Origin of the sequence: Spirobacillus cienkowskii (genome assembly GCF_037081835.1) — a bacterium.
Taxonomy (GTDB): domain Bacteria; phylum Bdellovibrionota_B; class Oligoflexia; order Silvanigrellales; family Silvanigrellaceae; genus Silvanigrella; species Silvanigrella cienkowskii.
In genome coordinates, this window is the sequence record NZ_CP146516.1 from 362,804 (window position 1) to 385,000 (window position 22,197).

Consider the following 22,197-nt stretch of genomic DNA (forward strand, 5'->3'; position numbering starts at 1 on the left):
AAATTAAATTATTTATTATTTTATAAGTAATAAATTAACGATAAAATTTAAAAATTTGACATCTATGAAATAATTTGCAGTCAAATTTTTGTTAAATTCTTAAATTTTATTTGCTTGATTTTATCTTTATATCAACTCATGACATTCCGACATACAAAAATAGATATTATAAAAATTCAATTGAGGCTTTTATGAGTGAATCTATTGAAAATAGAAGAGCGAATCCTAGGTTTATGAGCAAAGCTGTCATAGAAGTTTATTCAGACGAAGATACTGATTTTGAATGGGGAACAATTAATAATATTTCTGCTGGTGGTATTAGTTTAAATTTAGAAGTAGAAAATCTCAAAAATGGTTTTAAAGTTGGTCATAATGTAACATTTCAAATACCAGTCAGAATGTTTGGTATAGATGCTGAGGATAAATTAAAATTAAGCGCAGAAATTAAAAGAACAACAAATCTTGGTAAAACTATTTCATGCCAATTTATAAATTTAAAAGATTCAGAAATTGCAATACTGAATAAAGGTTTAAGAATTATAGAAGTTGTAAATAAAATAAGCCCAAAAAAAAATTCTTAATCTAATTTTCTAACAGAGAATTTGGTTTTAATATTTGTTTATCTGATTTAACAAATATTCTTTGTAAATTATGGTCTGTACATATAAAATAATTTGGAGCTGAATGCCAATCTGGTCCAACTATAAAACGGCTGTTGTTTAAACTAGTATCAAGAAAAACGTGTATATGTCCTAAAAATAAAGTATCAATTTTTTTATTAAAATTAGTTTTATACTCATTAGTATAGTTTTCTATACAATGTTTTAAAAAAGAAGGTTGTAGTTTATTGTATTCGCCTTTTTTTCTGCTTTTTTTTGCATAACTTATGCATATAAAATGCATAATAAAACCTGGTAGTAGAAAATTAATCAATTTTTGAAAATAAGAAGATTTTAAAATCGCTCTCACTTTGTGGTAAGAATTGGAGCAAACAACATTGTCTCCATGTCTCAATACTACAAGGCCAAAAATTTTATGTTCAAACTCTATAATAAAATCACCATAATCAGTAAAGTAATGATTAAGAGTTTTGCTTTTAAAATGCTCAAAGCCAAAGTCATGGTTGCCTTCTATAAAGTAAATTTGCATACCTAACTGTTTAATTTGTGCAAATTTATCAAAAATTTCTTTCCAAAAGTTAAGAAAGTAGTTTTTAGATGCTGCTATAAAATCAAATATATCCCCTAATAAAAATAAGGCATCAATTTTATTTTTGTAATTCTCAACAATAATTTGATCTAGAGTTTCTATAAAAATTTTTGTATTTTCATCTTTAGGATTTCTTAAATGAACATCTGATATTACAATAAAATTATTAATAATTTGAAGTTTTATTGTTTTCACTGATGTTCCTTTGTTATGCTATTTAATTTTAATAAAATATTTATATCATCAGAAAGAATATTATCATATTCTAAAAATTTATTTTTTTTCTGTTCGGCGCAAATGGCACAACGGTAATGAATCATGATTCCCTTTTTTTTATTTTTTGACCATGATACAGGAATTAAAGACCCCTTACACATTGAAGCCCGATCTCCTGGATTATTATCAATATGAATACTGTATAAACATTTTGGGCAATGATCTCTGCAAGTGCTTTGAGCAGGAGGAACAGAAAATTTGCAGTTCAAGCAAATAAATGATTCATTAATTTTAGTAAACAAAGGGGTATTTAAAGTCATTATGAACTACTTCTCAATTTAATTAAATATTGTGTCGCATCTTCTTGGGTTGATTTAGGATTACTATCTAGCCAATTAATAAATTTAATAATTAAATTTTTATCTATTTGTCCAGCAATGCGATATCTAACTTGCGAATGAGGATCTATAAAAAAAGTTTCAGGTGTTCCTGTAACACCGTATTGAATAGAAATAAGTCCTTGTTTATCTTGAACTACAGGAAAATTTTGATTGTAATTTTTTTGCCATTGCAAAATTGTTTCTTTACTGTCTTGTATATTTATACTTATTAATTGGGGAGATGAGTTGTTTTTTAAAGTTACAGATTGATAAAAATCTTCAATTTCTGGAGCTTCACTGCGGCAAACAATACAAAAAGAAGACCAAAAATTTAAAACAGTCCATCTACCACTTTTAAAACTTTCTTGTGAATTAAACAGTCCGCCTTGCGTTATTGGCGCAGAAAAATCAGGTGCTACATGCCCCACTAGCTGACTTGGTGTAAAATTTGCATTTTGTTTTAAAGCATAAGTCATCAATAAAAAAAATAAAAAAATCACAATTCCAGAAAAAAATAATGCTTTGGTATTATGCTTTTTTGCTTTCATAAAATTTTACTTTCAACATTGCTGCTCTGGAGCTTTTGAATATTTTGATTCTTTAAAATGCTATCAAGTAATTTTGCTTCTTTCATTTGTTTATGATCTTTTTGAGTGTCGTAAACTTCACTATGTTTTACCATTAATAAATTTGCAACAATAAGCTTTTGATTTTGAAAAGTGTTTGGATTTGAATTCAAACGACCCTCTACAACAACCCCTTGACCTTCTTTAAATAAATCAGGAGGTATCCCTTTGTAGTGAACGTTAAAATCGTGTCCTTCGAGGTCTGTGATTTTAAATTTAAGTTCATGAGTTTCTGCATTCCACTGCTTTGTTCCTGTTAAAACCAAACCAGAAACCCGAAACAACTTGCCTTCAAATTTTGTTGTGTTTGCGTAAACTTCTGCAGGTGTATAAAATGTCACTGACGATTCGCTACGAGTAGCCTGATATATAATTAAACCTAATGAGCCTAAAACAATTATAATACCTGCAAGTTGACCGCCGTTTAGTTTCATGAATTATTATCCTTATTAGCTTCTGTATTTTCAAAAAATCCTTCATTCTGCATACTTTTAATAATTTTATTTCTTTTAAATATTGTAATTGCAACATAAAAAAATAAAGAAGCTGCAACAATAATATAAGAACCATAAACAAAAAATTCCCAACTTAAGTTACCATAGCTAGAATTCATTCATCACCTCTTGCAGCATCTAAAGTTTCTTGAGCAGAAATTGCTTGTCTGCGTATTTTATAAATTGCGATACTAAGAATAAACATGGCAATATAATTTAAAAATAAAACAAGACTAATATCAGAGGAAGCATTTTTTGAATTTTCAATAAAAGTTTGTGGTTGATGAAGCGAACGCCATAAATTAACGCTAAAATAAACAATTGGTATGTTTATTAAACCTAAAATAGCAACAATTGCGCACACTGTTCTTTTCGTTTTTACGTCTGGTGTAAAATGTCTTAATATTAAATATCCACAGCAAATCAAAAGCATAACAAGACTTGAAGTCAATCTGGGATCCCAATCCCACCATACTCCCCACGTTGGTCTTCCCCAGATACTTCCTGTTATAATCGTGAGAATAGAAAATACAGTTCCAATTTCAATTGCAGTATGGCTGCTACGATCAAAAATTACTGCTTTATTTGTTTTTATTAAAGCTAACCCTGCGAACATAGCACTAAAAAATACCCAAAAAAAAGCGCACCATGCTACAGGAACATGAACAAAAAGTATTCTATAAACGTTACCTTGATCTGTGTCTGAGCCAATTTTAAATAAAGCGATGTACCAACTGATTATTTGGATAATAAAAAAAATAATCAGTATACTATTCCATCTTTTGATTGGTTTTAAAATGTTTGAAGGAATGTTTTGTTGAGAAATCTTTGATATATTCATTTTATTGTTCCTGAAGGAGTATTTTGCTTAATAAAATGCCTAAAACTGTAAAAATTATGGGATACATAAAAAGAATTGTCCACCATGCTTCTGAGCTAAATGTACCAAGTAAAGAATTGCTTGCTACCTGAATACTAATTGAGACTGAGGCCAGCAATATGCCACATTGTAAAGGAAAAAAAAGTAGAGGAAGTAAAATTTCTTTTGCTAAACTCTTTGCTGTAATACATGTAAGAAGTGCGCCTAAACTTGAAGAACCAATATTAAACAAAAATGTTACGGGTAGAATAGTTTTAAGTAACAAGAATATTGTTTTTTCATCTACGTGGTAAAAAATAGTCCAGAAAAATAAAATTGGAATTTGTAAACTTAAAATTTGCAAAGATGTGAAAGATATTTTTCCACATAAAATAGCAGAGCGAGATGTTTTACTTGACAAAAGAAAATCTAATGCATTATTTTCTTGCTCAGCAGAAAACATTCTAGACACAGAAGTTATTATAACAAATTGATTAATAATCCAATAACAACCAATTTGTACGTCGCTTCTTTTTAATGCTTCAATGCCAAGGCCAAAAGGAAAAATTATTAAAAGCGTAATTGCAAAAATAAACACAGAAAACCAAGATGTTTTGTTTACCCATGCTGAATGTAAACTTAGCTTATTTATAAATAAAAACGCAAAAAACCAGGTTTTAATATTAATTTTTAAAGAATTCTTGTATTTAAACATTAAAGTAATGCCTTTATTGTTTTTTTAGACTTTTTGTTTTGCAAAGAAAAATTTTCAAGATTAACTTTAGACTGACACCAATCAATTATTTTTTGTTCATGAGTGGCAATTAACAAAGCTGTTTTATTGCAATTCATTAGTTTTTCAAAAATATTCAAACATAAATTAATACCATCACTATCTAGGCCATTTGTCGGTTCATCTGCTAATATGATATTTGGTTTAATAAGTATAAGTGCAGCTAAAGTGAGTCTTCTTTTTTGTCCATTTGATAAACTTCTAGCAGTTTGAAATTCGCGATCTTTTAAACCAACTTTATTTAATGCATTTAAATAACTCTCATCTGGTAATTTTATTCCAAAAGATTGTGTATAAAATTTTAAATTATTGATAATATTGTGATCTAATAAAAGTCCTGGTATATGCGAAAGAAAAACACAAAAATTTTCACGCTCACTTTGATTTTCTGGCCAAAGTTGTTTTGATAAGATATGAACTTTTCCCGAGTTGGGTTTAGACAAACCAGCCAGTACCTTTAAAAGTGAAGTTTTTCCGCAACCATTTGAACCAATCAATGCAATGGATTGAGATGCATATAAATTTAAAGAAAATAAATTTATGAGAGGTTGATAACCTACTTTTAAACTTAAGTTATCGCAAGATAAATAACAATTCATATTTTTTATCTTTCCTCAACTTCATTTTGTAGAGCGATAGAATCTAATATAGTGAATGATGAACCATGGGTGTCTAAAATTCCAGCTTGTTTTAGTTCCGCAATAGAGCGACTGACTGTTTCTGGAGTGACATCAGCAAGCTCTGCAATATCTCTTCTATTTAAAGGTGGAACAAAAAATTTCGCTTTTTCTTCGGCAAATAAATTATAAAGCTCAACAATAACTGCAGCAACCCGATTTTTTGCAGATCTATACAAGTCAGATTCTAATCTTTTTTCTAATCGTGTTAATTCAAAGCAAAATATCTTCATAAATTGAAATGAAATTTCAGGATTTCTTTTAATTAAATCTAATATTGTAGTTTTTTCAATTGCAAAAACTTCTGTATCTTTTAACGCAACAGATGTGCGACTGTATTTAAAATCGCCAAAGACTTCTCGCATACCAACAATTTGTCCAGATTTTGCAATTTGTGTGATGATGCTTTCTCCTTCTTGGCTTTCTCGGATTATTTTTAAACAGCCATTCGCAACACCATACATTGAGCGTGGTGTGTCTCCAGAGATAAAAAGATTTTGTCCTTTTTTAAGTTTAATAACAGATGAATTTTCTTGAACAAGTAGGAGATCATCTTCAGAAAGAGTTGGAAACAATCTACGAAGAGTATATGTTCCCTTAGTTTTTCTTTCCATATGTATTACAGCTCCGCTGGTAAAACCTTTGCAAGGTCCGAGTCGATGGCATCTCGAATGAGTTTTTGATCTATTTTTGGTTTAGATTTGATTCCGTTTACAATAATAGCAAAAGAAACCCAATCGCCATTACGCAAGCGACTATAGCCACTCAACGATGAAACATGCACAGGTTCTGTGAGTGTTCCTGTTTTTGCACGTAGTCTTCCTTGAAGATGCTTTTGAAAGGGCAAAGAAAATCTATTTTTCAATGTTCCTTCCTCGCCGATGTTGGGTAATGCAGCAAGATACGCAGGGAAACCTGTACCACTAAAATACATTTGATCCAATACAGAAATAATATCTCTAGCAGAAAGTCTATTATTTGGAGTTAAACCGCTTCCGCTTTCAAGAACAATTGGATTCTTATTTTTTTTAATACTATTCCAAGGAGAGTTTTTAATGACATTCTGAAGGTAGTTTTCAATTATTTTTCCACCTTCTATTAAGTTGCCTTTTTTCTTTAAATTTATTTCATTGAGTAAACCTAATGCTAGCATATCTGCAATAAAGTTATTGCTCACTTGAAATAATCCTCGAAGTTGCCAACTTAATGGAAATCCATCAACTTCTGCAATGACTTTGTCATCAGTGGATAAGGATGTTGATTCTACGGCAATGAGTCCCGATGTTGTTATTCCTGCACTATTTAAAAAAGCTTGGATTGTTTCACCGGCATATCTGTCCGGATCCGAAACAGATCTATAAATTCTTTGTGTTTTGCCGTTGAATGGAATTTGTCCTGAAACTGTATAAATATCTTTTCCATTTTGGGTATTACGTGTGACCGAAGCTTGAAAAGCAGAATTTGCTTTTGTTGTAATAACATTACCTTTAATAATAATACTTTTTAATGGATAAGGTTCTATTGCAATTTTTGCGGGTTTGCCTGTTTGCTGATTTGGATTAATGACAAGTGCTAAAACACTAAAGTTTATAGCCGAAGATGAAATTGGAGCGTCATAAGCATTATTACTTTTAATTTTACCTTCATTGCGGCTGTCATCATTTTTTATTTTGCCAAAATATGAATTATTGACAATAATTTTACCAGTAATTTTTTTTATTCCCAGTCGCGCAACATCTGTGGTTAAAAACCAAAGTTTTTCATTAGTCAGAGTGGGATCACCAGAACCATAAAAAATCAAATCACCGTTTAGCACCGAGTTTTCTTTATCTAAAGAACCGCGCATATATAATTTTGTGACAAATGTTTTTTCTGAACCCCAAAAATCTAAAGCCTGAGAGGCAATTGCAAGTTTTGTAACAGATGCGGGGGACAGTCTTTTGTCAGCATTGAGTTCGGCAATGACTTTGCCGTCATTGAGTTTCATAACCAGAGCAGACACTTGAGCGCCTTCTTGTTCTAATTTTTCTAAATTTTGAAAAGGCGTAGCACTCAATACAAAAGGGTGAAGGCTTATCAAAAACGTTAATAAAAAAAGGCTTTTTATTGACTTCATGAATTTGTGCCTCTAAGTAAAAACTGCTTAAAGCTATTGCCTTAAGCAGTCATTGTTTAATTTAAACTGACGAATTAAAAAATTAATTTTTAGCAAGGTAATTGCTCACACCATCTTGAGTAGCTTTCATTGCTTCTTTGCCTTTGGACCAATTTGCAGGGCACACTTCACCATTTTTTTCAAAATGTTGGAGTGCATCAAGAAGACGAACGGCCTCATCAACGCTACGGCCAAGTGGAAGATCGTTAACGAGTTGATGACGAACAACACCATTTTTATCAATTAAAAATAAGCCACGAAATGCCACACCATCATCACTCAAAACATCGTAATCTCTAGCGATAGTGCGATGAATATCAGAAAGAAGGGGATATTTAACGCCTTCAATACCGCCTTTATTTTTTGGGGTGCTGAGCCAGGCATAGTGAGAAAATTTGCTATCAATACTACAACCAATCACTTCTGCATTTCTTTTTTGAAATTCATCTACTTTTTCTTGAAATGCATGCAATTCTGTTGGGCATACAAAGGTAAAGTCTAGTGGATAAAAAAATAAAACAACATACTTCTTGTTTTTATAGTCTGAAAGAGAAATTTCTTTAAAGTCTCCATTAACTACAGCATCTGCTTTGAAGTTAGGAGCTTGACGACCTACTAAAACACTCATGGTAACCCCTTTTCATTTTGTTAATATAAAACTAAGAGGAACTTTTGCCTCATTGCATTAGACTATACCTACCTTCCTAATTGTCAAGATAATAGCAATATATTCGTTAATTATATTAAGTTTTTTCACATAAAATACATTTTTTTTATTTAAATAAATATTGATTGAGTTTTAATATTTATTTAAATTTAGTTTTTTATAATTAATAATATTTTTTCAATAATTTTTAAATAATTGAATTTATTGTTTTAAAAGTATAATTTTAATGTTTTTATTTTATTAAATTATTGTTTGGTAATTTGTATTTTAAATTAAAAGAATATAAATAGTATAAAATATATTGACTTTTGCCTATTTCTAAAGGGAACGTTTTTACGATCGTTTATGATAGTATTATTTGTTATAGATTATTTAAGTTTGGGACTTGAAAAATAGTTAATACAAATGCACAACATGTAGTAGAGGATCTTAGATTATCAAGGTTACTTATCTTCAGTTGTTAATGGGGTTGTTCTTGAACCTTACTTTTTTTAAAAATCTCAAAAAAACATTAAATCCAAGTGATTTGGAAAGTGGTAATATTCCATCCTGGATTCAGAAACTTCCTAATAGACTTACTTTTTTAAGGATACTATGTATTCCCGTTGTTGTTTACCTAATGTCTTTAGGAGAAGTTGCAAATGAGTCAGGTCATTTTGGCATTATCAAACCAATTCAGCCCAGTGTTACAGATATTGCAGCTGCACTTGTGTTTTCACTTGCTGCATTAACAGATTTTTTTGATGGTTGGATTGCTCGAAAATTTAAAGTTGAAAGCTTTTTAGGTAAATTACTCGATCCCCTTGCTGATAAACTGCTTGTTGTGTCTGCAATGGTAATTTTAGTTGAAAAACATCGAATGGATGGAGTTATTGCTGTTATTATAATAGTTAGAGATTTAGGGATTAATGCAATACGTCTTGCCGCAGTTGATGATGGTATTCAAATTGCTTCCAGTTTTATTGGAAAAACAAAAACAACTTTTCAAGACTTGGGAATAATCGGTTTAACAGTTGGTGGTACATTATGGTTTGTGCCTTTTCATATTGTGGGTCAGTTTTTTATACTTCTTGCCCTTGCTGCCAGTTTAGTTAGCGGTATTCAATATCTTTATGAATACGCAAAAAAGTTAAAGGCAATAAACAAATTTTAAAAATTAAAATGGTATTTTTGCGAATTCTTCTTTAGGCTCTTCAGCCAGAGTTAACATTCGCATTTTTCTTGTTACTTTTTCTAGTAAATTCATGAGTGCTTCAATTTGCATTGGAGTAGAATTTTCTAATGAAAATCCAATATTGGTGCCACTAATTGAAATTCGGCGAATTTTTCCAGAAAGTGGTAAAAATTCGCCATATTGTGGATGAAAGATTTTAAACTCTTGCAATGGGATTTTAATTCTAAATTGTTCATTTGTTACAAATTTTTCACTTTTTGGTAAAATTATACCAAAGCCAACTAAACTAATATCACTTAGAATTACTTTGTAATTTTGGTTATCATTGAGCCTGTATATTTGAACAGGGATATTTAAAGAAAATCTTTTAGCTTTTCTAGCTGGAGCAATAGATATTCTTTTAATTTTTTTAGATACTTCTACAAAATCTATAGGCTCTTTAAAGTAATCATCAAGTTCTTCATATAAAAATAACGTTTTTCTATATTCTTGAATTAATACTAAATCTTCTTTAGCAGTAAAAAAGATAGGGCATTTTCTTCTTTTTTTACATTCTAATGCAAATTCAACAGAAATTTTATCATTATCAAACAAAGAATAATCAACAAAAATTAATTCTATGTTTTTAACTAATAAAGCTTTTAAACCTTCGTTTGCATCTTCAAATCTAATTAAAATATGTTCTGGTAAACTATTTTGAATTGCTTTTTCAATTGTACGAATTCTTGTTTCGTTATCACGATTTATTTTAAATAAAAAAAGGACATAACGTTTCTTTTTCTTGGGAGTGATATCAAAAATCGATTTTCCTTCGGCGTCAAAAACTTCCATAAAAAAACCCCTCCTCAAGGATCTTTCAATTATTGTAAGAATTTGGAGGGGAGGCTGTAAACTTAAGGAAATGTTTTCCGTTGGGTATTATTTACCAGAAGATGCCATTTCCATGATTTTGGTTAATCGTTTGGCAAACATTCCTGGATTTTTTACAGGGCTTCCTTCAGATAATAACGCGGTTTCATATAAAACCTCTACCCATTCCGATAAAGTAGAATCATCAGAAGATTTATTTTTGCGCTCAGCCAAATTTTTAATTAATGAGTGAGATGGGTTAATTTCTAAAATACGTTTATTATTAGCACCAAGGCTTTGACCTGATGCTTTCATAATTCGCTCCATATGAGGAGATAGGCCATTTTCATCTGCAACTAAACAGCATGGGCTTTCACGCAAACGCTTAGATATTTTAACTTCTTTAATTTCTTCGGATAGTTTTGTTTTGAACAAATCTAACAAACCAACAAGTTCCTCAACAGGAGCTTCGTCTTTTTTATTTTCTTCTTGTTTTGATTTATTAACGTTACTCAGATCAAGATCACCCTTATTAATAGATTTAAGATTGAACTCGTCGTGTTTAGAGTAGCTCATTAAAAACCACTCATCGATTGGATCAGTTAAAAATAAAACTTCAATATTAAGCGAAGCTAATTCTTCTAAGTGTGGACTGCGTTCAATCGATTCATAATTTGGGCCAGTAAGATAATAAATTTCAGTCTGACCATCTTGCTTACGTTCAATGTATTCTTTAAAAGAGACCCAGTCGTCCTTACCTGTTTTACTAGATTTAAAACGAACCAATTCACTGAGATTTTTGTGCTGATCCTGATCAAAATGAAAACCTTCTTTTAAAACAGAACCAAAAGTTTTGTAAAAATTAATATATTTTTCAGGTTCTGTTTGCGCTAAATTTTGAAGAGCAGAAAGTGTCTTTTTAACAATTTGTTTTTTAATTTGTGGTAACTTGTCATTTTGTTGTAATATTTCACGAGAAACGTTAAGTGGTAACTCATCAGTTTCTACAACGCCAGCAACAAATCTTAAATACTCAGGTAACAATTCTTTGCATTTTTCAGAGATAGAAACCCTTTTGGTATAAAGGTGTAAACCATGGTTATCTCTTGTATACAGATCAAAGGGTGCTTCGCTAGGAATAAAAATAACCGACTTAAATGGTACCAATCCTTCAAGGTTAATGTGCTCCCAAAGTAAAGGATCGCGCCAGTCCATTGCAATTTGTTTATAGAGTTCAATATAGTCTTCGGGTTTGTTTTCAGATTTTGAACGTGCCCATACTGGAGTTGATTTATTTAAGCGTACATTTTCAATTTTATCTTCTTGTTTTTCAACTAAGAAAATGGGGTAAGTGACATAATCGCTATATTTTTTAACGATACTACGAATTTTCCAGTCATCAATAAACTCTTTTGCGTCTTCTTTTAATTGAAGAGTGATTTTTGTACCACGAGACTCTTTATCACATTCTTCTATAGAATAAGATCCGTCACCGCTTGAAGTCCATTTATAAGCCTGGCTACCATGAGCAGAGCGACTTTCTACTGTAATGCTTTGTGCAACCATAAATGCAGAATAAAAACCAACGCCAAATTGACCAATTAAATTTGAATCTTTTTTGTCGTTTTCAGATAGTTTTTCAAGAAATTGCTTAGTCCCAGAATTGGCAATTTTGCCAAGATTGCTCATAAGCTCATCTTTGTTCATTCCTAGTCCATTATCTTCAATATAAAGAATATTATTGTCTTTATCAGTGCTTATAGTGATAGAGTTTTCTTTGTCAGATTTTAGTAAGTTGTGATTCACAATTTCTTCAAAGCGTAATTTATCTAATGCATCGCTTGAGTTAGAAATAAGCTCACGTAAAAAAATTTCTTTGTTAGAGTATAGAGAATGAATCATAAGGTGCATCAATTGTTGCACTTCTGCTTGAAAGGAATGAACTTCTTGTGTCATGGGAGTAATCCTTATAAAAAAATTAACAGTTTTAGCTTAATTTTACGACTCGTTGATATAAAGCCGGTACTTTATGAAATTAAGCGCCAAACACCTTTCGTCAATACCTCAGGCATTCACTTTAATGCTCAATTTTAACTGTTGCGAAGTTCTGATATTTGGCAGCGGTCTCCCCACTCTAACTTTTTGGTTTTTTTATATATTTCACCCTGTTTTTTAGAGCAGATAACATTTTCTATACCATTATGTGTACAAAGCTGTAGTTTTAAGTGACCAGAGTGCTTGCTGGGATGTCTGATGACTCTGGATTCATAATTAGGTTTGGGGTGTTTTGATGCTATTAAATAAGAAAACTTTTCATCCTCGTAGCCTTTTTCCCCTTTTTTTAAATTTTTATGAAGGTTTGAGCGTTGTAAGCGTGCTGAAAAATGGCACCAATCTCTATTTATGAACGCAGGACAAGTCGTTGAATGAGAACAAGGTGCTGCTAAAAATGCATTTTGCTGTATGAGCCATTGCCGAGCTGAGTGAATTTTTTTAAAAGCAAGTGGTGTTCCTGGTTCAATTATTATAAGATAATAGTTTGTTTTTTTCCATAAAAAATCTAGTAAAGATAAGTAGTTGTTCTCTGGTATTTCATTTAATGAATAACTTGCTATTACAATATCAGCCGTTTCAATTTCTGAGTTGATGTTCAGTAAATCTTTATGAATCCATGTCGCATTTTGCAAGATTTCATGCTCACTAGCTAATTTTTTGCCTAATTCAATCATTTCTTTATTTTTTTCAATTAACGAGACTTTTTGAATAGTATTAATACTTTCGTAACAGGCCCAAGCTGCTGTTCCTGGTCCAGCGCCAATATCTAAAACACTTGTGATTGAGGGAGAAAAATCACCTTTAATTTCTTGTAAAACTTTTGATACCGCCGAAAATGTTGCTGGCATTCTTGCAGCTAAATAGGATAAACGTTCTTCCGCATTAGAGAGACTTTCTGTAATTTCTTTTCGATTTTCTCGGTATTTGTAAGATAAATTAGAATATCCAAACTGAATATTTTTTGTAGAGTAAAATTCTAATTCTTTTTCAAGAAATTTTTGCAAATAAGTATAAAAAGACATTTTAAGAGGATCCTAAATATAAAAACGAGAAATGCAGAACAACGAAATTAATCGTTGATTTCTTTTTTTATATTATCGAGTACTTTATTAGCAGTATCAAGTACTTTGTTTTCTGTTTTTTTTGATTCAAGGTTAAATTTATTTAACAACCAATGGACTGGTTTAGAGTCTACAATTTTGTCATGAAAATAGTAAAAAACTTTTTCATCGTTTTTGGCTGGAATAGAAAAAATGAACAGCCAAACTAATCCGTATAATAAAAATATGATTGTTTTTTTTAAAACTGTAAAAATCATCTTGACGTCCCCTCTGGCTTATCAATAGCATTAATTGGGTATGTAATACAAAATATACCATTTTGTAAAGAAAATTTTTTGAGGATCAATATTTGTATGAACCATGAACCACCTATTGAGCTGCAACCTATCGCGAATTTACATAAAAATTGTACAAATTTTTTTGAGAAATTTCATGAAAAACATTTAAAAAATATGTCATGTAAACTTGGTTGTTCAAAATGCTGTTACGTAGACATATCTATTTTTCAAGTTGAAGCATATATAATTATTAATTGGCTATATTTATTAGATCAAGAAAAAAAACATAAAATATTAGAACAACTTAAAGCGTCAGATAATTTAGAACAACAAAATACCAAAAAAAGTAAACAAAAACCGTGCGTATTTTTGCATAATGATGGATGCTCAATATATGAGGTTCGTCCCGCCATTTGTAGAACACAAGGGCTGCCTTTACAATATAAAATTTCGAGTGATAAAAATCAAGAAAACTTAGCAGTAGATGTCTGTCCATTAAATTTTACGCAAGAAAACTCTCTACCAGAAAAAGCAGAATGGCTAGATCTTGATAGATTAAATATACTTATAAGTATAGCAGAAAACTTTTTTCATAAAAATAAAACTGATTCAAATATAATTTTAGATTCAAAATTTATCAATAATCAAGATCGTGTTTCATTAAAAGATTTAAAAAAATTTATTATTAATTATTTAGAAAATGGGGTAATAAGCTAATTTTTTTGATTAAGTGAATTTTTGAAAAAACACTAAAATTAATCAATAAACTCAACAAAAAAGGATCTCAATAAAAAATATTGAGATCCTTTTTGAGAAAGCTAGTGTTAACCAACATAGGTAGGCTTAAAACCTACTTACCGCCGGTTCTTGCTGCACGACGACGTCTAAGCAACTTTCTTTTTTTACGACCAACTTTACGACGTCCTTTTGGATGCTTACGACGATGACGGGATCCGTGCATACCAACCTCCTGAAATAGTTAAAAATTAAGGATAATTCAAATTCGAGCCTTAAATTAAGGCTAAGCCGAAACAATGCAGATACCATCCGATGGTTCAATTTGCAAGAAAAAATTTGCTCTCAAAAAAGAAACAGAAATTAAAGGTTAGAATGATATTTAGAAGGTCTTATTTTTAAGAGCTTGGGACTTTAGCTAATATTGTGATAACAGTAAATTTGAAGCTATGTTCTCCTTGTTTAATGGATTCTTGAGCAATCGTGGAATGAAAGATAACATGCGCATAAACCTAAAGTTTAGATTTAACTCAGGCTCTTTGCTAGCATATTTTATCATTTCTGCAATTGGGTTTATGATATTGTACGCTATAATTTGGACCTTATCGGTTCGAGCCGAGCGGATTGCAAATTTAAGGCATGATGTTTCTCTTATTATGGGTGGCATCTCTGGGAGTATTTTAGGTACAGCTGAACTTGACTCGCAGGGGTTGCAAGATCAGTCCCAGTCATTGATGCAGGAATACCTTAATTTTACTTTTGATTCTAAAAAATCGCAAAGCCAAGAACGAGTTGCTAAAGTTTCGGTATATTTTTTAAATCCAGAAAGACATTTAATTGGAGAGTGGGTATCTCCTGATAATATCCCACACGAGTGCCTAGAAAAAAGAACAGAGTACTTTCAGCCAGCGCGTTCTCCTTATCCATATTTAGTTGAGCTAACCATCAATACTTGCAGCAAGGATTCATTAAGTTTATTTGAATTTCATAGTATTTCATTGCCAATCATAGTTTCCACTGGTGTAATCCTATTTTGGGGGCTGTGTATTTTTGCAATGTTACATTCCATTCATTATGCTGGTAAATTACTTGAGCAAACAGAAGATGTTGATGAACTTCTCGAAAAGACAGATAAAATTTATTGGTTAAATGTAAGAATTTTAGCACAAAAAGCAGTTCAGGTACGAGGAAAGAACTTGCAATTTTATCAAACTCTAATTTTAGATGCGCAGCACGATATCGCTAAAATTTTAGACGCAATTGCTCATAAATACGATCATCAAGATCTCAATTATAATATTACTTCAATACGCGGTATCATGCAAAGGCTTGCTATTGAAGTTCGCTCATCAAAAGAACATTACCAAGAAGTGAATTTATCTAAGGAATTAAATTATGATGAATTATTAAGATATATTAATCCACATTTTATGGGTAATTCTATAGAAAATAATATACCTAAAAATATTTTAGTTAAAATTTCTGATATTTCTTTGTTTGAAAGAATAATTGTTAATTTATCTTCTAATTCAGTAAAGCATTCTATGTATCCATCTAAGATTAAATTATTTTACGAAAATAATTATTTTTCTTTAAGAGTTTATTCTTTAGTAACTATTTTTTCGGCGTTAAAAATACATTTTGCTAAATTAACAAATAGAATAGATTTAAAAAATATAGATTCACCAGTTTTATTTCAATTTTTTGGAAGATCTGGGAGAGGATTATCAATAATTAAAAGAGGTATTATTAAACTTAAAGGAAAAATGTTATTTAATATAGAGAATAATCAAGTTGAAACAGGGTTTGATATTCCTGCAGTACTTTTGCAAGAGCAAGCTGTTATGATAGCTGATTCTGCTGCTAAAAGAAAAAAAGTAATTTTTTTCAAAAACGAATTGCTGATTAAAACATCAATTGAACATGGTCTAAAAAAATATCTAATTGATATCCAAGAGCTCAATAATTTGATAAAAACAAGTCATAATGGAGAAAAGGTAGAGGTTGTTTCTGATGAAGATATTTCATTACCTGAATCGTTTATTTTAAAACTTATTACAAAGAAAGAACGAATTGAGGGTTTGGCTTTAAATTGGATTGGAGATGCTAAATAATGGTATCAAGAGTCTTCCCTATATCAAGATGGTTGGTTGTTGATGACACTCCAGAAGATGCAGATGATATTGTGTTAGCAATTGAAGGCTTAGGTGGAAAAGCAGATATTGCAGATAGTATTAAAGCTGCAGAAAAATTACTTAGAAAAAATATATATGACGTTTGTGTTGTTGATTGTTTTTATAAAGGTACAAATAAGTGGGGAGTAGATTTATTACCAGATTTGCGTGCAACTTTGCCCGGCCTACCTGTCATTATGATTTCTAATTCTGACGATTTAGAGTTACCTGGTAAAGTTGTGCGGTCTGGTGCAGATATGTTTTGCCCAAAGCTTCGAGATTCTTTTTCATTAACAAAAGTGTTAGGTGCTGCCGCACTACAGGCAACTACAATTCGTAAATTAAAAATTTTAGAATTTGATTCAAGATTTTCAAAAGAAATTTTTTTATTAAAACAAACCTCAGACTCTTTTGAGCATTCTACGAGAAGAAAAGAAGAGCGTTTATTAATTTGTGGTGCCTCTGGGACAGGAAAAACTATTGGGTCTCAGTTATTTGCACATCAGTTTTTAAAAAATAATTATGGGAGTTTATCACGTAATATTGTTTACCATGACTGTGCTTCAAAATCAGATGAGGCAAATTATCTATTATTTTTTGGAGACTCTAGAAATATTGGAAATACTCTACAATTGAGTTTATTTGAAAGAGCTGTTGGAGGAGTTTTAATTCTTGACAACTTGCATGCTCTTTCGCAAGAAAATCAAAATAAACTTAAAAGTGTTTTTGATTCAGAATATGTTCCTTCTAATTTGGGTGATGGTAGTTTATCAATTAATTTAATTAAGTTTGTTGGAACTTATTGTACAGATTACCAAAATAAAATTGCACCAGGTTTTTTAGAAGCATATGCTCATCGAGAAATCGATCTGCCCTCAATAGCAGATTTAAATCATGATCTGAGTAAAGCGATTCAATTTATTATAGATCAAATTTCACAATCAAGTGAAGATTTAAAAATTTCAGCCAGCCCAGAAGTCATTAGTAAAATATTAGATCTTGCAGCAAATCATATATTTTCAGCAAATTTTCGTACGTTGCATCAAATTATTGAAAATGCAATTTCAAAAGCATTAACAGACCATCGAAGTCAAATTTATCCTTCTGATATCGAAATAGTTGGAAGCATGCGCACAACCTCTGTTCAGGATACTCAAATTGCCTCTTCTCGTTCTGTTAAAAATTACGGAGAAGTTTTAGAGGGACGTTTTGGAGAGGCATTGCTTAAGTATATCTTCTCAGGCGAAAATTTCGATGAAGCAAAAGATGTTTTAAGAAAAATAATGATTAATGTTGCGTCTAAAAAATATGGTGGTAATAAATCAAAAATTGCATCATCATTAGGTATTTCGCGTCAAAGTTTATATGATCATGAAGAAAGCGAATAAGTATTGTTACTTTTGCAAGATAAATTTTTAAGTTAAACTGTAATAACGGCAAAACTCACTTAAACATACAATAAGAGGCGATGTTATGGCTAGTATTTTTACAGATTTCTCCTCGCCAAGTAAGTTAATTCAAACAGCCTGGCCAAAGTTTAATAAGTTTCCAGGTGGTAATAAAATTTTTACAACACTTGTTTCAAAGTATATTCCTTATACAGGATCTATTTCTCCATTAATACTCACAATTGAGCATGGACAAGCTCGGGTATTTCTAAAAGATCATAAAGCAATTAGAAATCACTTAAACTCAATTCATGCAATTGCGCTTGCCAATGTAGGAGAATTTTCAACAGGATTGAGTTTAATTTCTCAACTACCACATGATATGAACGCTATACTCGTAAAAATTGAAGTAGAATATTTAAAAAAAGCCAGAGGAAATTTAATTTCTGAATGTATTTTTAATTTAAAAAATCCTATAGAAAACAATCAAGAATTTAAACTTCTGTCTTCTATAACAAATACTGATCATGAAGTTGTCACTAATGTACATGCAATTTGGCGAGTAAGAACTAAACAATAATTTAAAGTTGGTTAAAAAATGAAAATTGAAAACGCATTCACACGTCTTGTTGGAATTGAGTATCCCATCATTTGCGGCGCGATGTATCCTTGCAGCAATCCAGGGCTTGTTGCGGCAGTTTCGCAAGCAGGCGGTATTGGAGTTATCCAGCCTTTATCTCTAGTTTTTGTTCATAGATATGATTTTCGTGAAGGCTTGCAGTACATTAAAAAATTAACTACAAAACCCGTTGGAATGAATATAATTACAGAAAAATCTTCAAAAATTTATGAAGATAGAATGAAAAAGTGGCTAGAAATAGCGCTAGAAGAAGGAGTTCGTTTTTTTGTAACATCATTAGGAAATCCAAAATGGGTTGTGGATCGTGTTGCCTCAATGGGAGGCATTGTATTTCATGATGTGACCGAAAAAAAATGGGCAGAAAAGGCAATTCAGGCTGGAGTGCATGGTTTAATCTGTGTGAATAACAATGCAGGAGGCCATGCAGGCACTCACGGTTTTGAGTCTATATACAAAGAGCTATCAGACTTTAATGTGCCTATCATTTGTGCTGGCGGTATAGGTGACAAGAAATCGTATCAGGATGCAATGCAGATTGGGTATATGGGAGTGCAGATGGGAACTCGTTTTATTGCTACGCACGAATGCAACGCGCACGATGATTATAAAAGAGCAATTATTAAAGCAACTTCAAATGACATTGTGCTAACAGAAAAAATTTCGGGGGTTCCCGTTTCTGTTATAAAAACAGAATACATCTCTAAAGTAGGCACAAAAGCCAGCCCGATTGCAAGATATATGTTAAAACATAGTAAGTTAAAGCATTGGATTAGAGCGTATTACACTTTTCAAGCTGTATGGAAGTTAAAAAGAGCGTCGTTAGAGGGTTCTGGCTATAAGGATTACTGGCAAGCAGGTAAAAGTGTTGATGGATGTCATGAAGTTTTGTCTTCAGCTGAAGTTATTCATGGGCTTGTTGGGTAGCTCAACTAAGGTTTATTTTTTTAAATCCTCACCTCTTAAATAATTATTCAATAATTACAAATACTTTTAATTGATAGGTGCGAAATTCTCGCAAATTATTTTGCTTAATATTTAGGCTAAAAAAAAATTAAAATATTTTGTAAAAATGTTTGACAACTCAAAATTTGTAATGCAAGTTGTGTTTCTCGCTACGGGCGCACAAGCAAAGCTTCAAAAGCTTAAGTGAGTGTGAAAGTAGAGAACAAGTTATTTGACAAGAGAAGAGAGCAGAAACAGAGTGCGGGACGAAAGCCGAGTGTGAGAGTTTGAGTAGAGTTTAAGCTTCGTAAGCGGTTTAGAGGAAGTCAAACAGGAGCACGAAGCGAGAGCGTCCCTAGTAAGAGCCGCAAGGTTTTTACAAAGAGACGACGTCAAGAAGAAGAAAAAGTCGCAAGACAAGAAATAAGAGCTAAGAGTTTGATCCTGGCTCAGAACGAACGCTGGCGGCGTGCCTAACACATGCAAGTCGGACGGAGGTAGCAATACCTTAGTGGCGCACGGGTGAGTAATGCATGGGGATCTGCCTTGTGGAGGGGTATAACTACGGGAAACTGTAGCTAAGACCGCGTAAGCAGAGTCGCAAGACTTTGGAAATGCTGGGACCGTAAGGCCAGCAGCCATAAGATGAGCCCATGTTCCATTAGTTAGTTGGCGGGGTAACGGCCCACCAAGGCGAAGATGGATAGCTGGTCTGAGAGGACGATCAGCCACACTGGGACTGAGACACGGCCCAGACTCCTACGGGAGGCAGCAGTGGGGAATATTGCGCAATGGGGGCAACCCTGACGCAGCAACGCCGCGTGAGTGACGAAGGCCTTCGGGTTGTAAAGCTCTTTCGGCTGGGGAGAAGGGAAAGCAGGTTAATAGTCTGTTTTTTTGATGGTACCAGAAGAAGAAGCACCGGCAAACTTCGTGCCAGCAGCCGCGGTAATACGAAGGGTGCGAGCGTTGTTCGGAATTACTGGGCGTAAAGGGTTCGTAGGCGGGCATGCAAGTCAAGTGTGAAATCCCTGGGCTTAACCTGGGACGTGCATTTGAGACTGTGTGTCTTGAGTGTTGGAGAGGGTGGTGGAATTGCTGGTGTAGGAGTGACATCCGTAGAGATCAGCAGGAACACCGGAGGCGAAGGCGACCACCTGGCCGACAACTGACGCTGAGGAACGAAAGCGTGGGGAGCAAACAGGATTAGATACCCTGGTAGTCCACGCCGTAAACGATGATAACTAGGTGTTGGAGGAGTTGACCCCTTCAGTACCGGAGCACACGCGTTAAGTTATCCGCCTGGGGAGTACGGCCGCAAGGCTAAAACTCAAAGGAATTGACGGGGCCCGCACAAGAGGTGGAGTATGTGGTTTAATTCGAAGCAACGCGAAGAACCTTACCTGGGTTTGACATACCGTGAAAAGCGCAGAGATGCGTAATAGTAGCAATACACACGGATACAGGTGCTGCATGGCTGTCGTCAGCTCGTGTCGTGAGATGTTGGGTTAAGTCCCGCAACGAGCGCAACCCTTTCCCTTATTTGGCATCATTAAGTTGGCAACTATAGGGGTACTGCCGGTGATAAACCGGAGGAAGGTGGGGATGACGTCAAGTCCTCATGGCCCTTACATCCAGGGCTACACACGTACTACAATGGCCAAGACAAAGCGAAGCGAAATCGAGAGGTGGAGCAAAACGCAAAAACATGGTCTCAGTTCGGATTGTGGTCTGCAACTCGACCACATGAAGTTGGAATCTCTAGTAATCGCAGATCATCAAGCTGCGGTGAATACGTTCCCGGGCCTTGTACACACCGCCCGTCAAACCACGAAAGTTGTATAAGCCAGAAGCAGGTGGGCTAACCGTAAGGGGGCAGCTTGCCAAGGCTTGTGCGATGATTGGGGTTAAGTCGTAACAAGGTAGCCGTAGGGGAACCTGCGGCTGGATCACCTCCTTTCTAGGAATAGAAGGATTGCCGTAAGGCAGCCTCAATTCTAGGTCAAAGTCCCGCACTCTGTTTTTGCAATCTTCTTTAAGTCAAAGAAAACGAAAAAGGCATCAGCCAAAGAGAGGAATCTTTTTTGAGTTGATAGTTTTTTTGTTGAAGGGCGCTTAGCTCAGTTGGGAGAGCACCAGATTTGCATTCTGGGGGTCAGGAGTTCGACCCTCCTAGCGTCCACCATAAGAGAAGCGCTGGGTAAAGAGACCCAGAGAGTTATTTGACAAGAGAATAAGACGTAAGAAGAGAGAGAAGAAGAGCACGAGATAGGCATGCGAGTGTTTTATCGAGTGTGAGAGTAGAGAGCTCAAAGCGAATGATGTCTTTGAGGAAGTAATTAAGGGCGTACGGAGGATGCCTAGGTATCGGGAAGCGAAGAAGGACGTGTTAGGCTGCGAAAAGCATCGGCGAGCCGCCCAAAAGGCTTTGACCCGGTGATGTCCGAATGGGGGAACCCCACCGTTAAGGTGACCACAGACTGAATAAATAGGTTTGTCGGAGCGAACGAAGGGAATTGAAACATCTTAGTACCTTCAGGAAAAGAAAACAAATAAGTGATTCCGGTAGTAGCGGCGAGCGAACCTGGAAGAGGCCAAACCGCAGGAAGTGATTTCTGTTGGGGTTGTGGGACTGTATAAAGTGAGTGATTGCGGCTAGGGGAAAGTGCTGGAAGGCACGGCCAAAGAAGGTGAAAGACCTGTACCCGAAAGCCAAGACACTGCGAGCAGTATCCCGAGTAGCACAGGACACAAACATCCGGTGTGAATCCGGCAGGACCATCTGCCAAGCCTAAATATTCCCCGATGACCGATAGTGAACAAGT

General features: G+C 33.5%; 22 protein-coding genes, 1 tRNA gene and 2 rRNA genes (1 of these 25 running past the window's edge). 10 read left to right on the forward strand and 15 right to left on the reverse strand.

Annotated features, from left to right (window positions below; translation table 11 throughout):
• Nucleotides 1-191: 191 nt before the first annotated feature.
• The gene (locus tag Spiro2_RS01515; protein WP_338636581.1) at nt 192-581 is read left to right on the forward strand and encodes a PilZ domain-containing protein; all 390 of its coding nucleotides are present in this window, start codon (nt 192-194) and stop codon (nt 579-581) included.
• A gap of 1 nt (nt 582) precedes the next feature.
• Here Spiro2_RS01515 and Spiro2_RS01520 read toward each other — a convergent pair whose 3' ends face one another.
• The 11 genes from Spiro2_RS01520 to Spiro2_RS01570 all read right to left on the reverse strand — a co-directional run bounded on the left by Spiro2_RS01520 (nt 583) and on the right by Spiro2_RS01570 (nt 8,037).
• Nucleotides 583-1,404, reverse strand: coding sequence for a UDP-2,3-diacylglucosamine diphosphatase (locus Spiro2_RS01520; protein ID WP_338636582.1), 822 nt, complete (start codon nt 1,402-1,404; stop codon nt 583-585).
• Entirely contained in the window at nt 1,401-1,745 is a 345-nt protein-coding gene (locus tag Spiro2_RS01525) for an RNHCP domain-containing protein (RefSeq protein ID WP_338636583.1), read from the reverse strand. The genes Spiro2_RS01520 and Spiro2_RS01525 overlap by 4 nt, the downstream gene beginning before the upstream one ends.
• Nucleotides 1,745-2,353: a TlpA family protein disulfide reductase gene (locus Spiro2_RS01530; RefSeq protein ID WP_338636584.1), complete on the reverse strand. Its 609-nt coding sequence runs from the start codon at nt 2,351-2,353 to the stop codon at nt 1,745-1,747. Before Spiro2_RS01530 ends, Spiro2_RS01525 begins: the two co-directional genes overlap by 1 nt.
• Nucleotides 2,350-2,865: a cytochrome c maturation protein CcmE gene (locus tag Spiro2_RS01535; RefSeq protein WP_338636585.1), complete on the reverse strand. Its 516-nt coding sequence runs from the start codon at nt 2,863-2,865 to the stop codon at nt 2,350-2,352. The genes Spiro2_RS01530 and Spiro2_RS01535 overlap by 4 nt, the downstream gene beginning before the upstream one ends.
• A complete protein-coding gene (locus Spiro2_RS01540) occupies nt 2,862-3,044 on the reverse strand; it encodes a hypothetical protein (RefSeq protein ID WP_338636586.1) in 183 nt (60 codons plus the stop codon). Before Spiro2_RS01540 ends, Spiro2_RS01535 begins: the two co-directional genes overlap by 4 nt.
• Nucleotides 3,041-3,766 (reverse strand): cytochrome c biogenesis protein CcsA, encoded by a 726-nt coding sequence (gene ccsA, locus Spiro2_RS01545; protein WP_338636587.1) that lies wholly within the window; start codon nt 3,764-3,766, stop codon nt 3,041-3,043. Before ccsA ends, Spiro2_RS01540 begins: the two co-directional genes overlap by 4 nt.
• 1 nt (nt 3,767) lies before the next feature.
• On the reverse strand, nt 3,768-4,499 hold the full coding sequence (locus Spiro2_RS01550; protein ID WP_338636588.1) for a heme exporter protein CcmB: 732 nt from the start codon (nt 4,497-4,499) through the stop codon (nt 3,768-3,770).
• The gene (locus tag Spiro2_RS01555; RefSeq protein WP_338636589.1) at nt 4,499-5,176 is read right to left on the reverse strand and encodes an ABC transporter ATP-binding protein; all 678 of its coding nucleotides are present in this window, start codon (nt 5,174-5,176) and stop codon (nt 4,499-4,501) included. The genes Spiro2_RS01550 and Spiro2_RS01555 overlap by 1 nt, the downstream gene beginning before the upstream one ends.
• Before the next feature lie 5 nt (nt 5,177-5,181).
• Nucleotides 5,182-5,868: a Crp/Fnr family transcriptional regulator gene (locus tag Spiro2_RS01560; protein ID WP_338636591.1), complete on the reverse strand. Its 687-nt coding sequence runs from the start codon at nt 5,866-5,868 to the stop codon at nt 5,182-5,184.
• Between the two features lie 5 nt (nt 5,869-5,873).
• On the reverse strand, nt 5,874-7,370 hold the full coding sequence (dacB, locus tag Spiro2_RS01565) for a D-alanyl-D-alanine carboxypeptidase/D-alanyl-D-alanine endopeptidase (RefSeq protein ID WP_338636592.1): 1,497 nt from the start codon (nt 7,368-7,370) through the stop codon (nt 5,874-5,876).
• 82 nt (nt 7,371-7,452) lie between these two features.
• Nucleotides 7,453-8,037, reverse strand: a complete 585-nt coding sequence (locus Spiro2_RS01570; protein WP_338636593.1) for a peroxiredoxin — start codon at nt 8,035-8,037, stop codon at nt 7,453-7,455.
• A 514-nt stretch (nt 8,038-8,551) separates the two neighbouring features.
• On the opposite strand from Spiro2_RS01570, the gene pgsA reads away from it, so the two are divergent.
• Complete coding sequence (gene pgsA, locus Spiro2_RS01575) at nt 8,552-9,229, forward strand: CDP-diacylglycerol--glycerol-3-phosphate 3-phosphatidyltransferase (protein ID WP_338636594.1); 678 nt, start codon at nt 8,552-8,554, stop codon at nt 9,227-9,229.
• 3 nt (nt 9,230-9,232) lie between these two features.
• On the opposite strand, the gene Spiro2_RS01580 is transcribed toward pgsA, so the two are convergent.
• From Spiro2_RS01580 to Spiro2_RS01595, 4 genes are all read right to left on the reverse strand, one after another.
• On the reverse strand, nt 9,233-10,081 hold the full coding sequence (locus tag Spiro2_RS01580) for a PilZ domain-containing protein (RefSeq protein ID WP_338636595.1): 849 nt from the start codon (nt 10,079-10,081) through the stop codon (nt 9,233-9,235).
• An 87-nt stretch (nt 10,082-10,168) separates the two neighbouring features.
• The gene (gene htpG, locus Spiro2_RS01585; RefSeq protein ID WP_338636596.1) at nt 10,169-12,055 is read right to left on the reverse strand and encodes a molecular chaperone HtpG; all 1,887 of its coding nucleotides are present in this window, start codon (nt 12,053-12,055) and stop codon (nt 10,169-10,171) included.
• A gap of 134 nt (nt 12,056-12,189) precedes the next feature.
• Entirely contained in the window at nt 12,190-13,176 is a 987-nt protein-coding gene (locus Spiro2_RS01590; protein ID WP_338636598.1) for a small ribosomal subunit Rsm22 family protein, read from the reverse strand.
• Nucleotides 13,177-13,223: 47 nt separating this feature from the next.
• The gene (locus Spiro2_RS01595) at nt 13,224-13,472 is read right to left on the reverse strand and encodes a hypothetical protein (RefSeq protein WP_338636600.1); all 249 of its coding nucleotides are present in this window, start codon (nt 13,470-13,472) and stop codon (nt 13,224-13,226) included.
• 96 nt (nt 13,473-13,568) lie between these two features.
• Here Spiro2_RS01595 and Spiro2_RS01600 point away from each other — a divergent pair, with 96 nt between their 5' ends.
• The 8 genes from Spiro2_RS01600 to Spiro2_RS01635 form a co-directional block, all read left to right on the forward strand.
• Nucleotides 13,569-14,210, forward strand: a complete 642-nt coding sequence (locus tag Spiro2_RS01600) for a YkgJ family cysteine cluster protein (protein ID WP_338636602.1) — start codon at nt 13,569-13,571, stop codon at nt 14,208-14,210.
• Nucleotides 14,211-14,728: 518 nt separating this feature from the next.
• Complete coding sequence (locus tag Spiro2_RS01605; protein ID WP_338636604.1) at nt 14,729-16,342, forward strand: hypothetical protein; 1,614 nt, start codon at nt 14,729-14,731, stop codon at nt 16,340-16,342.
• Entirely contained in the window at nt 16,342-17,790 is a 1,449-nt protein-coding gene (locus Spiro2_RS01610) for a response regulator (RefSeq protein ID WP_338636605.1), read from the forward strand. Before Spiro2_RS01605 ends, Spiro2_RS01610 begins: the two co-directional genes overlap by 1 nt.
• A gap of 85 nt (nt 17,791-17,875) precedes the next feature.
• A complete protein-coding gene (locus Spiro2_RS01615) occupies nt 17,876-18,370 on the forward strand; it encodes a DUF4442 domain-containing protein (RefSeq protein WP_338636606.1) in 495 nt (164 codons plus the stop codon).
• A gap of 18 nt (nt 18,371-18,388) precedes the next feature.
• On the forward strand, nt 18,389-19,354 hold the full coding sequence (locus tag Spiro2_RS01620) for a nitronate monooxygenase (protein ID WP_338636607.1): 966 nt from the start codon (nt 18,389-18,391) through the stop codon (nt 19,352-19,354).
• Between the two features lie 444 nt (nt 19,355-19,798).
• Nucleotides 19,799-21,332: ribosomal RNA gene (locus Spiro2_RS01625) — 16S ribosomal RNA — on the forward strand.
• Between the two features lie 149 nt (nt 21,333-21,481).
• A tRNA-Ala gene (locus Spiro2_RS01630) sits at nt 21,482-21,557 on the forward strand.
• Nucleotides 21,558-21,701: 144 nt separating this feature from the next.
• Nucleotides 21,702-22,197, forward strand: a 23S ribosomal RNA gene (locus tag Spiro2_RS01635) (it continues 2,399 nt past the right edge of the window).
• Together the 16S and 23S rRNA genes with 1 tRNA gene alongside form the textbook arrangement of a ribosomal RNA operon.